This is a genomic window from Acidisoma sp. PAMC 29798, from assembly GCF_030252425.1.
Classification (GTDB): domain Bacteria; phylum Pseudomonadota; class Alphaproteobacteria; order Acetobacterales; family Acetobacteraceae; genus Acidisoma; species Acidisoma cladoniae.
Map to the genome: position 1 here is coordinate 4,513,701 of NZ_CP126994.1, position 13,516 is coordinate 4,527,216.

A 13,516-nucleotide genomic window follows, 5' to 3' on the forward strand; every position below is an offset into this window, starting at 1 on the left:
TCGCCTGTTGCCGGCCGGGCTGAGCCTGCGCCCACTTCAGCGATGAACGCGGGAGAGGAATTGTCGGCAGCGGTCGGATTTCGGGTTGAGGAAGACCTCGTCTGGCGTGCCTTCTTCCTCGACCTTGCCCTGATGCAGAAAGACGACACGGTTGGCGACCTGTCGCGCGAAGCCCATTTCATGCGTCACGACCAGCATGGTGCGGCCTTCGGCGGCCAGGTTGCGCATCACGGCCAGCACTTCGCCGACAAGCTCCGGGTCCAGCGCCGAGGTCGGCTCGTCGAAGAGCAGAACGCTCGGCTCCATACAGAGGGCACGGGCGATGCCGACGCGCTGCTGCTGACCGCCGGAGAGCTGGATGGGATAAGCATCCCGTTTGGCGGTGAGGCCGACCTTTTCCAGCATGGCCTCGGCCCGCTCGGTCGCTTCGCGCCGGCTCAGGCCGAGCACATGCATCGGCGCTTCGATCAGATTATGGATGACCGTCATATGGCTCCAGAGATTGAACTGCTGGAAGACCATGCCGAGTTCGCGCCTGATCCGCTTCACCTGGCGGGCGTCGGCGGGTTCCTGCGTGCCGTCGCGGCGGCGGCGCATCTTGATCAACTCGCCTTCAACGAACACGTCGCCGGAATTCGGCATTTCGAGCAGGTTGATGCAGCGCAGGAAGGTGCTTTTGCCTGATCCGCTACTGCCCAGGATGCCGATCACATCATGCTCATGGGCCGTCAGCGATATACCTTTCAGCACCTCATGCGGACCAAAGCTCTTATGCATGTCGTGAACACGGAGCGCTTCCACCCCTGTCGCGCGTGTGGCGGTTGCATCATCTGCCTGCACCAGAGCCATTGTCTGCTTACATCTCTCGCCAAAAAGCCAATTGATCCCTGCTCCAGGCTGTGTCTGTCAAGCGAATGGCTCATTTCGTGTAAAAAGACGTTTCGACCCGCTTTGCCATGAACATCTCCTTGCTGCGGCGCGCGTTTAGTAGCAGAGGGGCGGCGTCGGCAGCACGGGCCTCGGGTCCTTCGGCTGATATGGCCCACCGTTTGCATATTATTTTCAATGGTATCCGGCTGAATGGGTGACCTAGCCCGGCCAGCTCGCCCAAAGGGAGACGACCTGATGAAGAAGCTTCTGGCTGCCGCCGCACTGGCGGCGACGATCGTCGGCTTTGCCGGCCCGGTGCCGGCCCAGGCCAAGGCCTTCACCGAACTGAAGTTCGGCGTCGATGCGACCTATCCGCCGTTCGAGAGCCTGTCTCCGTCCGGTCAGTTCGTGGGTTTTGACATGGATCTGGGCCGCGCCATCTGCGACTATTTGAAGGTCAAGTGCGTGTTCGTGTCGCAGACCTTTAGCGGCATCATCCCCGCGCTGGAGGCGCGTAAGTTCGACGCCATCCTGTCGTCGATGTCCAAGACGGCAGAGCGCGAGAAGGCGGTGTCCTTCTCCTCCCAGATGTATGATGAGCCGACCAGCCTGATCGCCAAGAAGGGGTCGGGGATCACAGCGACCGTCGATGGCCTGAAGGGCAAGGCAGTGGGCGTCGAAGCGGGCACCATTCAGGAATCCTATGCCAACGCCTATTGGAAGCCGTTCGGCGTCAAGGTCGTGTCCTACCCGGGCCAGGATCAGGTCTATGCCGATCTTCTGACTGGCCGGTTGGATGCCTCGCTGCAAGATTCCGTCGAAGCCGATTACGGCTTCCTGAAGACGCCGAAGGGCGCCGATTACATGCTCGTCGCCAACATCACCGATGATCCGAAGGCCGTTCTCGGCTCCTACGTCGCGATCGGCGTGCGCAAGAACGAGGAAGCTCTGCTCGCCAAGATCGATGAGGCCATTGCCGCCATGCACAAGGACGGCACTTACGACAAGCTGCAGTCCAAGTACTTCAACTTCAACATCTACCAAGCCAGCGCGAACTGAGACGGATCCAACGTGGGGCCGCAAGCGCGTGCGCTTGCGGCCCTCTCCCATCGCCTGGCCTATCGATGGCGTCTTGTTCTGGGATAGCCACTGTCGGAAGGGTTTTGAATGCTGAACCTGGCAGGCTACGGCCCGGCCATCTTTTCCGGCGCGCTGACGACGATCGAACTGTCGATCCTCAGCCTGGTGGTTTCCTTCCTCATCGGCCTGCTCGGCGCTTCCGCCAAACTTTCGCGCAGCCGAGCCGCGATCGGCGTCGCTACCGTCTACACGACGATCATCCGCGGCGTGCCCGATCTTGTTCTCATGCTGTTGCTTTTCTACAGCTTGCAGATCTGGCTGAATGATCTCACGGATGCGCTTGGGCTGGATCAAATCAACCTCGATCCCTTCACTGCCGGTGTCATCACCCTCGGTTTTATCTATGGCGCCTATTTCACAGAAACCTTTCGCGGTGCCTTCATGTCCGTGCCGGGCGGACAGATGGAGGCGGCACGGGCCTTCGGCATGGGCGGCTTCCATGCGTTCCGCCGGATCCTGTTTCCACAGATGATGCGCTATGCCTTGCCAGGCCTTGCGAATAACTGGCAGGTCATCCTCAAGGCGACAGCTTTGGTCTCCATCATCGGCCTGTCCGATATCATTAAGGCGACGCAGGATGCGGGCAAGGCAACCTTCAGGACCTTCTTCTTTTCCGTTTTCGCCGCCATCCTCTATCTTGTGCTGACAACGGCCTCGAACGGCGTGTTGCTGCTGCTCGAACGGCGTTACGCTATCGGCGTGCGGCGCGCGGCGCTATGATCGATATCATCCAGCAATACTGGCGCGCCCTGCTCTATACCGACGGCTACACCATGACCGGGGTGGCGATGACGCTGTGGCTGCTGGTGATATCTTGTATCATCGGTTTCTGCCTCGCCATACCGCTCGCCATTGCGCGGAATGCCCGCAACCCCTTTATCCGACTGCCAGTCTGGCTCTATGTTTTCGTCTTCACCGGCACGCCGCTCTATGTGCAGCTTCTCATCATCTACACCGGCGTCTACAGCCTCAGCATCGTGCATCATACGAGCTTTCTGAACGCCTTCTTTCGCCAGGGCATAGACTGCACCTTGCTCGCCTTCGGTCTCAATACCGGGGCCTATACGACACAGATCTTTGCGGGCGCCATGCGCGACACGGCTTTCGGCGAGATCGAGGCGGCGCGGGCCATCGGCATGTCGGCTGTCAGCCTCTACCGCCGCATCATCATCCCGAGCGCGCTGCGCCGTGCCCTGCCGATGTACAGCAACGAGGTCATCCTCATGCTGCATTCGACGACGCTGGCTTTCACCGCGACGGTGCCGGATATCCTCAAGATCGCGAATGACGCGAATTCGACGACCTACGAACCCTTCTGGTCCTTCGGCATCGCGGCCGTCCTTTATCTCTGCATTTCCTTCACGCTGATCTTCCTGTTCAGACGTGCGGAATATCGGTTCATGGCCTTCCTCCGACGCTGACATAAGGTCGATCTTGTCGCTCTGCTTTACCCGCGTGGTATGGCCGAACCCGGCTCCGCCGCCGCGCGCTCACGGATGGCGCGGGCCATGGAAGCGATGCCATTGCCTCGGTTGGTGGACAGCGCCTCAAGCAGACCCAGATCCTTGAGGAACACCGGATCGGTCACGAGGATTTCCGCCGCAGTCCGGCCGGAATAGACCCGCAGCAGCAAGGCGACGAGGCCCGACACGATGGCGGCGTCCGAGGCGCCTGCGAAGAACAAGGCGCCGTCGCGCCCCTCCGCTTCCATCCAGACCCGGCTTTGGCAGCCGGGCACGCGATGGGCGTCGTTGGCCCAATCATCGGGGAAGGGCGGCAGCTTCCGCCCCAACTCGATGATATAGCCATAACGGTCCATCCAGTCGTCGAAGACAGACAGCTCGTCGTCAATGGCGGCGATGGCCTCCGCAGCCGTCGCCTCCTCCGGCGTGTAGAAGGGCGAGGCCGTCATAGAATGAACCGGCTGAGATCGCCCTTGGCGGCGAGCGGCGCCACGCGGTCCCGCACGTCCGAGGCATCGACCCGCACCGTCTCCCCACCGCGATCGGAGGCAGTGAAGCTGATCTCCTCCAGCAGCTTCTCCAGCACCGTGGAAAGCCGCCGCGCGCCGATATTCTCGACCCGCTCGTTGATGTCGGCGGCCAATTCGGCCACCGCGTCGATCGCGGCTTCGGTGATGTCGAGCGTCAGACGCTCGGTCGCCATCAGGGCCACATATTGCTTGAGCAGGCTGTGCTCGGGCTCGGTCAGGATACGGCGCAGATCGTCCCGCGACAGGGGCGCCAGCTCGACGCGGATGGGCAGACGGCCCTGCAACTCGGGCAACAGGTCCGAGGGCTTGGCAACATGGAAGGCGCCCGAGGCGATGAACAGGATGTGGTCGGTCTTCACCGCGCCATGCTTGGTATTGACCGTCGTGCCTTCGATCAGTGGCAGCAGGTCCCGCTGCACACCTTCGCGGCTGACATCGGCGCCGCGCATGCCGCCGTCGCTGCGGGCGCAAATTTTGTCGATCTCGTCCAGAAACACGATGCCATTGTTCTCGGCATGGGCGACCGCATCCTTGGTGAGCTGATCGCTGTCGAGCAGCTTGTCGGCCTCCTCCCGTTCCAGCGCCTTGCGGGCGGCGGCGACCTTCATCTTCTTCGGGCTCGCCTGGCGGCCGAACATGCCCTTCATCATTTCGCCGATATTAACGGCTTGGCCGGGCTGAAGATCCATCTGGCCGATGGGATTGGGCGGTGCCTCGGTCAACGCGACCTCAACCTCCTTTTCCTCGAACTCACCGTCCCGCAGCATGCGGCGGAACTTCGAGCGGGTATCGGCGGCCGCGCCCTCCCCCACCAGGGCGGTGACGAGACGTTCCTCGGCGTTGAGTTCGGCTTTGGCCTGCACGTCCTTGCGGCTGGTCTCGCGCAGCATGGCGATGCTGACTTCGACGAGGTCGCGGACGATGCTTTCCACGTCACGGCCCACATAGCCCACTTCGGTGAACTTGGTGGCCTCGACCTTGAGGAAGGGGGCCTGGGCCAGCTTTGCGAGGCGGCGGGCGATTTCGGTCTTGCCGCAGCCGGTCGGCCCGATCATCAGGATGTTCTTGGGGACCACTTCCTCCCGCATGCCTTCCGGCACCTGCTGGCGGCGCCAGCGATTGCGCATGGCGATGGCGACGGCGCGCTTCGCATCACCCTGGCCGACGATATAGCGATCGAGTTCGGAGACGATCTCCCGGGGGGAGTAGGTCGGCGCTTCCATGGACGAATTCCTAAGCTCCGCGCCGGCCCCGCGAGGCAGCAACCGGTGACGGACTGAAAGAGAAGGTTAGATCACCTCAACGATAAGGCTGTGGTTGGTATAGACGCAGATATCGGCCGCGATCTTCATCGCCCGCCGGGCAATTTCTTCCGCCGAAAGATCGGGAATGTCCATAAGGGCACGGGCCGCCGACAGGGCATAATTGCCGCCCGAGCCGATGGCGACGACGCCGTCTTCGGGCTCCAGCACGTCCCCGTTTCCGGTGAGGGTATAGGTGTGCTCAGCGTCGGCGACGATCATCATCGCTTCCAACCGACGCAGGTAGCGGTCGGTGCGCCAGTCCTTTGCCAGTTCGACGCAGGCGCGCTCCAGCTGGTTGGGGAAGCGTTCGAGCTTCGCCTCCAGCCGCTCCAGGAGCGTGAAGGCATCCGCCGTGGCGCCGGCAAAGCCCGCGACGACGCTGTCATTGCCGATGCGGCGCACCTTGCGGGCATTGCCCTTGATGACGGTTTGCCCAAGCGTGACCTGCCCGTCACCAGCGATGACGACCTGGCCGTCGCGACGGACGCTGAGGATGGTTGTGCCGTGCCAACCGACGGGATCGTGCGGCGTCTGCGATGTCTGGAACATATCCATCGAGATGGTCGCCCACACGATTTCGTGCAAGGAGGCCGGTGGCAGGAGGCGCATGTCCTGTGCGCATGATTAATCTGGCGGTTAGTTTCGCCGCCCGAACATGGTCTCGATCTCCGCGCGGCTGAGGCGCAGGAAGGTCGGGCGGCCATGGCTGCAGGTCGCGGCGCGGGGCACCTGCTCCATCTGCCGCAGCATAGCATTCATCTCCGCCTGGTTCATGCGGCGGCCGGCGCGGATGCTGCCGTGGCAGGCCATCCGGGCGATGACGGCGTCGAGCTTGGTGTCGAGCGCCGTTGTTTCTTCCGATTCCGCCAGTTCCTCTGCGATATCGCGCAGCAACGGCCGGGGGTCGGCGGCGCCGAGCACGGCGGGCAGGGCGCGCACCATGATGGCGCCAGCGCCGAAGGGCTCAATCTCCAGACCGAGCTTGGCGAGGGTCGGGGCCGCCTCGGCGAGGCGGCCGGCATCGGCGGGGGAGAGATCCACCACCACCGGCAGCAGCAGCGGCTGGGTCGCCGGACCATTTGCGCCCATCAACTGATCACGCAGCGCCTCATGCGTCAGGCGTTCATGGGCCGCGTGCTGATCGACCAGGATGAGCGTGCCGTCCCCAGCCATGGCGATGATGTAGGTGTCCATCACCTGGGCCACGGCGGCGCCGAGGGGATGGTCGCTAGGCGTGTCGAGCGCAGGCAGCGCGCGGGCAAGGGGCGCGCCTGCGAGCGAGAGCTGAGCCTCGGCCATCGCAAAAGGTGCCGGTCGCGGCCCGAAATAGGCAGGTGCGGGGATCGCGTCTGGCTGGCGATAGGCATTTCCGATGCCGCGCGTGGACACACGCGGTTGGAACCGCAGGACGGCGGGGCGGGAGAGCGCGGTGCGCAACGACGAAATCATCAGCCCGCGAATGCCGGCGCCGTCGCGAAAGCGCAGCTCCGTCTTGGCGGGATGGACGTTCACATCCACGGCGCGCGGCGGCAGGTCGAGCCAAAGACCGGCGACGGGGAAACGCCCGCGCGGGATAACCTCCTGATAGGCCACGCGCAACGCTGTCTTTAGCAGCGGGTCCGTTACCGGGCGGCCGTTCACCACCAGGAATTGTGCGGCGCCGGTGGCCCGATGGGTGGCCGCGCCGCCGGCGAATCCGGTGAGCGTGACGTCATCCCGCTCGCCCTCGACGGCGACGAGCGCTTCCGCTTCCTCGGCGCCGAGCAGCGCCGCAAGACGCCCGCGCCGGTCTGCGGCGGGGAGGTCGAAGATCAGCTTGCCCTCATGCTCCAACCGGAAGGAGACGCCGGGTGCGGCGAGGGCCAGCCGGCGGATGACGGCCTCCGCATGATCGGCCTCGACCCGCGCGCTGCGCAGGAAGGCGCGGCGGGCGGGTGTCGCGAAGAACAGGTCGGTGACCACCACGCGCGTGCCGCAGGTGCCGGCGGCGGGCTCGACGTCGGTTACCACGCCGCCTTCGACGCGAATGGCATGGGCACTGTCACCGCCAGCGGTGCGGCTGGTGACCCAAAGCCGCGCGGCGGCGCCGATGGAGGGCAGCGCCTCCCCCCGGAAGCCGAGGGTGGTGATATGGACGAGATCCCCGGCCTCGGAGAGCTTACTGGTCGCGTGGCGCTGAATGGCGAGGGGCAATGCCTCCGGCCCCATGCCGCAGCCGTCATCCGTGACCTCGATCCGGCGGATGCCGCCTTCAAGGAGGGAGACGGTGATGCGGGTGGCGCCGGCGTCGAGCGCATTCTCGACCAGTTCCTTCACGGCGGCGGCCGGCCGCTCGACCACTTCGCCGGCAGCGATGCGGTCGATGACATGGCCAGGAAGCAGGCGAATCGTCGGCATGGCGCCGATCATACAGCAGAGTTTGGTGAATGAAGCGGGTGCTACGGGGCCGCGATACGCCGAAGGACTATTTTTCCTCGGGCGCCTGCGGTGCTTGCGGCTCCGCAGGTGTCTCAGATGCTGCGCCATAGGACGCATAAGGTGGCCGTGGCGGCGCCGGCGGCCGAACGGGCGGCATCGACATCCGCAGCGTCGTTGGAGGCAGCCCGTAGTCTATGATCTTGGTCATCGGAGCGTCTCTACGTGAAATGTTGCTTCCAGATATAGCGCGGTCGCCACTTCCGCCATTTTCAGCAGGCCGCCCCGTCGTCTGAGGCCACCCGGGAAATGCTTGGTCTGAAGATCATATCCAATCATCATCATGCGCCTTCTGGCGGCAGAAATCTCCTCCTCATTCAGCCGACCAGCCGTGATTGCCTCCCACTCAAACGTCACGTCGATGAACAACGCATTCAGGCTCGTGCTGAGCTGGCAGGCCGCGTCATAGTGCTTTGTGAGCGGCAAAGTGCCTTTCACCACATCCGCGACCTGGGCCATGGCGATAATGGTTCCCCAGATCAGGGGATGGGTTTGGACGACTGCCCAGGCGGCGATGGCACCGCTTGAAGTCAGCGCTCTGGTTACATCGAACCACCAGATGGAGCGGCCAACGCCGTCCCGATAGAGCTGGATATACTCGGCGCTCACCTTCATTTGGACGAGCTGCGTCCAATAGAGGGCCGGTTGTCGGTAACTCAGGGCGTCGCTGCTCATTCCGTTATGATAACGGAATGAGCGATCGTTTTGCTACAGCGCCGTCCAGACTCCGCCGGCAGCGGAGGAGGCGACGGCGGCGGCGATGAAGCGCATCCCCTCCAACCCATCCGCGACGGTGGGATAATGCACTGCCGGGTCGAGGGCCTGACCCGCCTTGTGCGCGCGAATGGCACGGGCCGCTTCGCCGTAGAGCGTGGAGAAGCCCTCGACATAGCCTTCCGGATGGCCCGCCGGCACGCGGGTCACGCGCCGCGCCGCCGGCAGAGTGCCGCCGCCGTTGCGAGCGATGATCTGCTTCGGCGCCGCATAGGGGGTGAAGATGAGATCGTTCGGCGTCGCCTGCACCCATTCGAGGCCAGCCTTTTCGCCGTAGACCCGCAGCTTGAGACCATTGTCATGTCCCGGCGCCACCTGGCTGGCCCACAGCATGCCGCGCGCGCCACCCACGAAGCGCAACAGCATATTGACGTTGTCGTCCAACTTGCGGCCCGGCACGAAGCTGGAGAGATCCGCAAGGATCGCTTCGGGCGTCAGGCCGGTCACGTAGCGCGCCAGCTGGAAGCAATGCGTGCCGATGTCGCCGATGCAACCACCGGCGCCGGAACGGCTGGGGTCGGTGCGCCATTCGGCCTGCTTGGACTCCACGGCCTGGGTCAGCCATTCCTGCGGATATTCGACTTGCACGACACGCAGCGCGCCGAGCTCGCCGGCCTCCACCATCGCCCGCGCCTGTCGCACCATGGGATAGCCGGTGTAGTTGTGGGTGAGAACGAAAACGAGGCCGGTCTGGGCCTGCAGGGCGACCAGCGCCTCGGCTTCCGCCGTCGTCAGGGTCATCGGCTTGTCGCAGATGACGTGGAAACCCAATTCCAGCGCCCGGCGGGCAACGGGAAAATGCAGGTGATTGGGCGTGACGATGGCGACGGCATCGATCCGGTCCGCCCGCGCGGCTTCGCGTTCCAGCATCTGCTCATAGCCGTCATAGATGCGATCGGGCGCCAAGCCGATCGCCGCGCCCGAGGATTGGGCGCGGGCCGGATCGGCAGACAGAGCGCCGGCGACGAGTTCGAACTGGTCATCGATCCGTGCGGCCATGCGATGCACGGCGCCGATGAAGGCGCCCTGGCCGCCGCCGACCATGCCGAGGCGCAGGCGGGCATTGTCCGTGTTCAGCGTCATGGTGTTCACTCCCGTTTTAGCGACTGTATCGCCGCCTTCGGAGTTGACCAATGTGCGACATCACTGCCCTGACCGCCACGCCGCAGATCCGCGCCATGTTGAGCGAAATCCTGATCGAGACTGTGGCGCATGGCGGGTCCGTCAGCTTCATGCATCCGCTGTCGCCTGAGGCGGCGCATGCCTTCTGGGATAAGGCCCTGGCAGCGGCGGCGCAGGACGAGAGGGTCGTGCTCGGCGCCTGGGATGGCGAGGCGCTGGTGGGCACAGTGACCCTGCTGCTCGATTGCCCGCCCAACCAGCCGCATCGGGGCGAAATCGCCAAGCTGATGACGCGGCCGAGCCATCAGGGCCGCGGCATCGCGCGGTCCCTGATGCGGGCGGCGGAGGCTTTGGCCGTGGAACGGGCGCGGACCCTGCTGGTGCTCGACACCGCGACCGAGGGCGGGGCGTCCGGCCTATACGAAGGGCTCGGCTTCACCCGCGCCGGTGAGATACCGGGTTTCGCGCTCAAGCCGCATGGCGGATTGACCGGCACGATCCTCTACTGGAAGCGGATTGGCGGATAACGCTCCGCTCATCCGCCGTGAGACGATGATTAAACCTCCGTGCGGCGGAGCAGATAGTCCAATCCGCCGACACGGTACCAGCGATAGCCATAGGGCTCCAGCAGGATGGTGTGGATGCCCTTGGCGTCCGCGTCGTTGTGATCCTCGGACAAGAGATTGACCAATTCGCTGTCATGGGTGCCTTCCGCGCCCGGCCGGAGCCGGATCTCACACGGCAGAGCACTGAAGTTATGCACGAACAAGGCGGCATTGCCGCGCCAATCATAGCGAACGGCGAGAACCTCAGGTGTTCCTGTATCAATGATCGCGAAATCTCCCCAGCCGATCTCGGGCACTTCCTTGCGCATGCGCAAAATGCGCTCCGTCCAGTTCAACAATGAATTCGTGTCGCGCCTCTGATCCGCAACATTGATATGCTCGAAGCCATAGGGGCCGCCGCTGATCACGGGTGAAATCGGCGTATCGCTAGAGGTGAAGCCGCCATGCGGTTCCGATGACCATTGCATCGGCGTGCGCGCGCAAGTGCGTTCCGGCAAGGTCAGATCATCGCCCATGCCGATTTCGTCGCCGTATCGAATGACCGTGGTGCCGGGCAGCGTGATCATCAGGCTATAGGCCATCTCCAGACGCCGGCGGTCGCCCTGCAACATCGGTGCGAGCCGGCGGCGGATGCCGCGATCATAAAGCTGCATCGACTTATCGGGACCGAAGGCCGCGAAGACCGTCTCGCGCTGGGTCTTGGTTAGGCGGCCGAGATCCAGCTCATCATTGTTGCGGAGAAACAGACCCCATTGCGCCGTGGCGGGGCGCGCCTCGGTCGCAGTCATCGCTTTGGCGAGAGGCCGCGTGTCGCCGCTGGCAAGGGCGTAGAAGAGATGCTGATTGACCTGGAAATTGAACATCATCTGCATGCGCTCACCCGCATCGCCAAAGTAGTTCATGTCTGCGTCTGGCGTGACATTGGCCTCACCCAGGATGATCGCTGAACCGTTCCGCCATTGCAGGAATTCCCGGAAACTGCGCAGCATGTCATATTGCTCCACCGGTTTCTTCACGTCAGCGCCCTTCTTGGCGATGACGAAGGGCACTGCATCCATGCGAAATCCAGAGACACCCAGTTGCAGCCAAAACCCCATGATTTTGAGGATCTCGGCCTGCACCAGCGGGTTGGCGGTATTGAGATCTGGCTGGAAGTCATAAAAGCGATGGAAATACCAGGCTTTCGCCTCAGCATCGCGCGTCCAGGTGGTTTTTTGCACACCGGGAAAAACCACCCCATCCTCGATATGCGGCGGCTTTTTGTCGGACCAGACATACCAATCCCGGTAGCGGGACGTCGGGTCGCGCCGTGCCTCCTGAAACCAGGGATGCTGATCCGAGGTATGATTGACGACGAGATCGATCAGCACCCGCATGCCGCGCTGGGCGCAGCCATGGGTGAATTCGACGAAGTCCCCCAAAGTGCCATAACGCGGATCGACACCATAGTACTCGGCGATGTCATAACCGCCATCGCGGCAGGGCGATGGCTGGAATGGCATCAACCAAATGGCGGTGACACCGAGGCCCTGCAAATAGTCGAGCCGGCGCAGCAGCCCCTTAAAGTCCCCCACACCATCGCCATCTGCATCCATGAAGGTGCCGACCGACAGGTTGTAGATGATGGCGTTCTTATACCAGAGGTCGTTGATCATGCGCGGGTCCCGGCAATTTCCTCATAGTTAGGGTCGAGTTCGAGAATGGTAATGGCGTGGTGGCAGCGGGGGATCGTCTATCAGGTCTATCCCCGGTCGTTTCAGGACAGCGACGGGGATGGCGTGGGCGATCTGCGCGGCATTACGCGGCGGCTGGACCATTTGGTGACGCTGGGGGTCGATGCGGTCTGGCTGTCCCCGATCTATCCATCGCCCATGGCCGATTTTGGCTATGACGTGGCCGACTATTGCGGTGTCGATCCATTGTTCGGATCATTGGTGGATTTTGACGCCCTCGTTGCCCGCGCCCACGGGTTGGGGCTGAAGGTCATCCTCGACTTCGTGCCGAACCACAGCTCCAACCGCCATCCCTGGTTCATCGACAGTGCGTCGTCCCGCCAGTCCCCAAAGCGCAACTGGTATCTGTGGCGCGATCCGGCGCCGGGTGGCGGACCGCCGAACAATTGGTTGAGCAATTTCGGCGGCAGCGGCTGGACCTTGGATGCGCAAACCGGCCAGTACTATTACCACTCCTTTCTGCCCGAGCAGCCCGACCTGAACTGGCGTAATCCGGACGTGCGGGCGGCGATGGCGGATGTGCTCTGCTTCTGGATGGAGCGTGGCGTCGATGGGTTCCGGGTCGATGTGATGTGGATGATGATCAAGGACGACCAGTTCCGCGACAACCCACCCGATCCCCATTATCTCCCCGGCGGCTCATCGCATGACAAGCTGATCCCCCTCTACACGGCTGATCGGCCGGAGGTTCACGGCATCGTTGCCGGTCTTCGTGACGTTCTGGATCTCTATGACGACCATGTCATGATCGGCGAACTGTATCTGCCCATCGATCGGCTCGTGACCTATTACGGTCCGCATCTCGACGAAGCGCAGCTTCCGTTCAACTTCCAGCTTTTGCTGAATGCCTGGGATGCCGGCGTCATCGCCCGCATCATCACCGCGTATGAGGCGGCGCTGCCCCCGGGCGGTTGGCCGAACTGGGTGCTGGGCAATCACGACCGGCCCCGCATCGCCAGCCGGGTCGGCGCGGATCAAGCGCGGGTCGCCGCAGTGCTACTGCTGACCCTGCGCGGCACGCCGACCATCTATAACGGCGAGGAAATCGGCATGGTGGATGTGCCGATCCCGCCCGATGAAGTGCGTGACCCGGCGGAGCTGCGCGAACCCGGCCGTGGGTTGGGACGCGACCCGGAGCGGACGCCGATTCTGTGGGACGCAACTTTGCCCGGCCATGGCTTCACCACCGGCCGGCCCTGGCTGCGCTTCGGGGAGACGGCGGACGTCGCGGCGCAGGCGAGCGATCCGACGTCGATGCTGAGCCTTTATCGACAGCTCATCGCTCTGCGTCGGGCCAACCCAGCGCTCGTTGAGGGTGCGATCAGCGACGTTCGGGCAGACGGCGAGGTTCTGTCGTTCAAACGGCAAGCGTCCGACCAACGCCTCGCCGTCTTCCTCAATCTCGGCACCGCCGAGTGTCAAATCCGGCCGGGCGACGGCACGATTCTCCTATCGACCCATGATCGCGGCGGCGCGGTTTCGGGCGACATCATGCTTGCGGGATCGGAGGCGATCATCCTCGCATTGACGTGACCGCCC

The 13,516-nt window shown here is 63.6% G+C and carries 13 protein-coding genes; 5 read left to right on the forward strand and 8 right to left on the reverse strand.

Annotated features, from left to right (window positions below):
- Window positions 1–36 precede the first annotated feature (36 nt).
- Complete coding sequence (locus tag QP803_RS21680) at window positions 37–849, reverse strand: ABC transporter ATP-binding protein (protein ID WP_284945608.1); 813 nt, start codon at window positions 847–849, stop codon at window positions 37–39.
- 276 nt (window positions 850–1,125) lie between these two features.
- Between QP803_RS21680 and QP803_RS21685 the strand changes: the two genes are divergently transcribed.
- From QP803_RS21685 to QP803_RS21695, 3 genes are all read left to right on the forward strand, one after another.
- A complete protein-coding gene (locus QP803_RS21685; RefSeq protein WP_284945611.1) occupies window positions 1,126–1,929 on the forward strand; it encodes a transporter substrate-binding domain-containing protein in 804 nt (267 codons plus the stop codon).
- A 108-nt stretch (window positions 1,930–2,037) separates the two neighbouring features.
- On the forward strand, window positions 2,038–2,730 hold the full coding sequence (locus tag QP803_RS21690) for an ABC transporter permease (RefSeq protein ID WP_284945612.1): 693 nt from the start codon (window positions 2,038–2,040) through the stop codon (window positions 2,728–2,730).
- Window positions 2,727–3,431: an ABC transporter permease gene (locus QP803_RS21695; protein ID WP_284945613.1), complete on the forward strand. Its 705-nt coding sequence runs from the start codon at window positions 2,727–2,729 to the stop codon at window positions 3,429–3,431. The genes QP803_RS21690 and QP803_RS21695 overlap by 4 nt, the downstream gene beginning before the upstream one ends.
- Window positions 3,432–3,457: 26 nt before the next feature.
- Here QP803_RS21695 and QP803_RS21700 read toward each other — a convergent pair whose 3' ends face one another.
- The 6 genes from QP803_RS21700 to QP803_RS21725 all read right to left on the reverse strand — a co-directional run bounded on the left by QP803_RS21700 (window position 3,458) and on the right by QP803_RS21725 (window position 9,639).
- A complete protein-coding gene (locus tag QP803_RS21700) occupies window positions 3,458–3,922 on the reverse strand; it encodes a SufE family protein (RefSeq protein WP_284945614.1) in 465 nt (154 codons plus the stop codon).
- Window positions 3,919–5,226 (reverse strand): ATP-dependent protease ATPase subunit HslU, encoded by a 1,308-nt coding sequence (gene hslU / locus QP803_RS21705; protein ID WP_284945615.1) that lies wholly within the window; start codon window positions 5,224–5,226, stop codon window positions 3,919–3,921. The genes QP803_RS21700 and hslU overlap by 4 nt, the downstream gene beginning before the upstream one ends.
- 66 nt (window positions 5,227–5,292) lie before the next feature.
- On the reverse strand, window positions 5,293–5,856 hold the full coding sequence (hslV, locus tag QP803_RS21710) for an ATP-dependent protease subunit HslV (protein ID WP_284947997.1): 564 nt from the start codon (window positions 5,854–5,856) through the stop codon (window positions 5,293–5,295).
- Window positions 5,857–5,943: 87 nt separating this feature from the next.
- Window positions 5,944–7,704 (reverse strand): DNA mismatch repair endonuclease MutL, encoded by a 1,761-nt coding sequence (gene mutL / locus QP803_RS21715; RefSeq protein WP_284945616.1) that lies wholly within the window; start codon window positions 7,702–7,704, stop codon window positions 5,944–5,946.
- 225 nt (window positions 7,705–7,929) lie between these two features.
- Window positions 7,930–8,457 carry a hypothetical protein gene (locus tag QP803_RS21720; protein ID WP_284945617.1) on the reverse strand — a complete coding sequence of 176 codons (528 nt, stop codon included), beginning with the start codon at window positions 8,455–8,457 and terminating at the stop codon, window positions 7,930–7,932.
- 33 nt (window positions 8,458–8,490) lie between these two features.
- A complete protein-coding gene (locus QP803_RS21725; RefSeq protein WP_284945618.1) occupies window positions 8,491–9,639 on the reverse strand; it encodes a Gfo/Idh/MocA family protein in 1,149 nt (382 codons plus the stop codon).
- A 50-nt stretch (window positions 9,640–9,689) separates the two neighbouring features.
- Between QP803_RS21725 and QP803_RS21730 the strand changes: the two genes are divergently transcribed.
- A complete protein-coding gene (locus QP803_RS21730; protein ID WP_284945619.1) occupies window positions 9,690–10,205 on the forward strand; it encodes a GNAT family N-acetyltransferase in 516 nt (171 codons plus the stop codon).
- A gap of 29 nt (window positions 10,206–10,234) precedes the next feature.
- Here the strand turns inward: QP803_RS21730 and QP803_RS21735 are convergent, their stop codons facing one another.
- Window positions 10,235–11,899, reverse strand: a complete 1,665-nt coding sequence (locus QP803_RS21735; RefSeq protein WP_284945620.1) for an alpha-amylase family protein — start codon at window positions 11,897–11,899, stop codon at window positions 10,235–10,237.
- A 51-nt stretch (window positions 11,900–11,950) separates the two neighbouring features.
- On the opposite strand from QP803_RS21735, the gene QP803_RS21740 reads away from it, so the two are divergent.
- Window positions 11,951–13,510 carry an alpha-amylase family glycosyl hydrolase gene (locus tag QP803_RS21740; protein ID WP_284945621.1) on the forward strand — a complete coding sequence of 520 codons (1,560 nt, stop codon included), beginning with the start codon at window positions 11,951–11,953 and terminating at the stop codon, window positions 13,508–13,510.
- Window positions 13,511–13,516: the final 6 nt, after the last annotated feature.

Excerpts from the sequence above, each read along its gene's own strand:
- QP803_RS21690 (WP_284945612.1), top strand. The coding sequence starts at position 2,038 with ATGCTGAACCTGGCAGGCTACGGCCCGGCCATCTTTTCCGGCGCGCTG.
- QP803_RS21725 (WP_284945618.1), bottom strand. The coding sequence starts at position 9,639 with ATGACGCTGAACACGGACAATGCCCGCCTGCGCCTCGGCATGGTCGGC.
- hslU (WP_284945615.1), bottom strand. The coding sequence starts at position 5,226 with ATGGAAGCGCCGACCTACTCCCCCCGGGAGATCGTCTCCGAACTCGAT.
- QP803_RS21680 (WP_284945608.1), bottom strand. The coding sequence starts at position 849 with ATGGCTCTGGTGCAGGCAGATGATGCAACCGCCACACGCGCGACAGGG.
- QP803_RS21685 (WP_284945611.1), top strand. The coding sequence starts at position 1,126 with ATGAAGAAGCTTCTGGCTGCCGCCGCACTGGCGGCGACGATCGTCGGC.
- QP803_RS21740 (WP_284945621.1), top strand. The coding sequence starts at position 11,951 with ATGGCGTGGTGGCAGCGGGGGATCGTCTATCAGGTCTATCCCCGGTCG.
- QP803_RS21730 (WP_284945619.1), top strand. The coding sequence starts at position 9,690 with ATGTGCGACATCACTGCCCTGACCGCCACGCCGCAGATCCGCGCCATG.
- QP803_RS21695 (WP_284945613.1), top strand. The coding sequence starts at position 2,727 with ATGATCGATATCATCCAGCAATACTGGCGCGCCCTGCTCTATACCGAC.
- hslV (WP_284947997.1), bottom strand. The coding sequence starts at position 5,856 with ATGTTCCAGACATCGCAGACGCCGCACGATCCCGTCGGTTGGCACGGC.
- QP803_RS21700 (WP_284945614.1), bottom strand. The coding sequence starts at position 3,922 with ATGACGGCCTCGCCCTTCTACACGCCGGAGGAGGCGACGGCTGCGGAG.
- QP803_RS21720 (WP_284945617.1), bottom strand. The coding sequence starts at position 8,457 with ATGAGCAGCGACGCCCTGAGTTACCGACAACCGGCCCTCTATTGGACG.
- QP803_RS21735 (WP_284945620.1), bottom strand. The coding sequence starts at position 11,899 with ATGATCAACGACCTCTGGTATAAGAACGCCATCATCTACAACCTGTCG.
- mutL (WP_284945616.1), bottom strand. The coding sequence starts at position 7,704 with ATGCCGACGATTCGCCTGCTTCCTGGCCATGTCATCGACCGCATCGCT.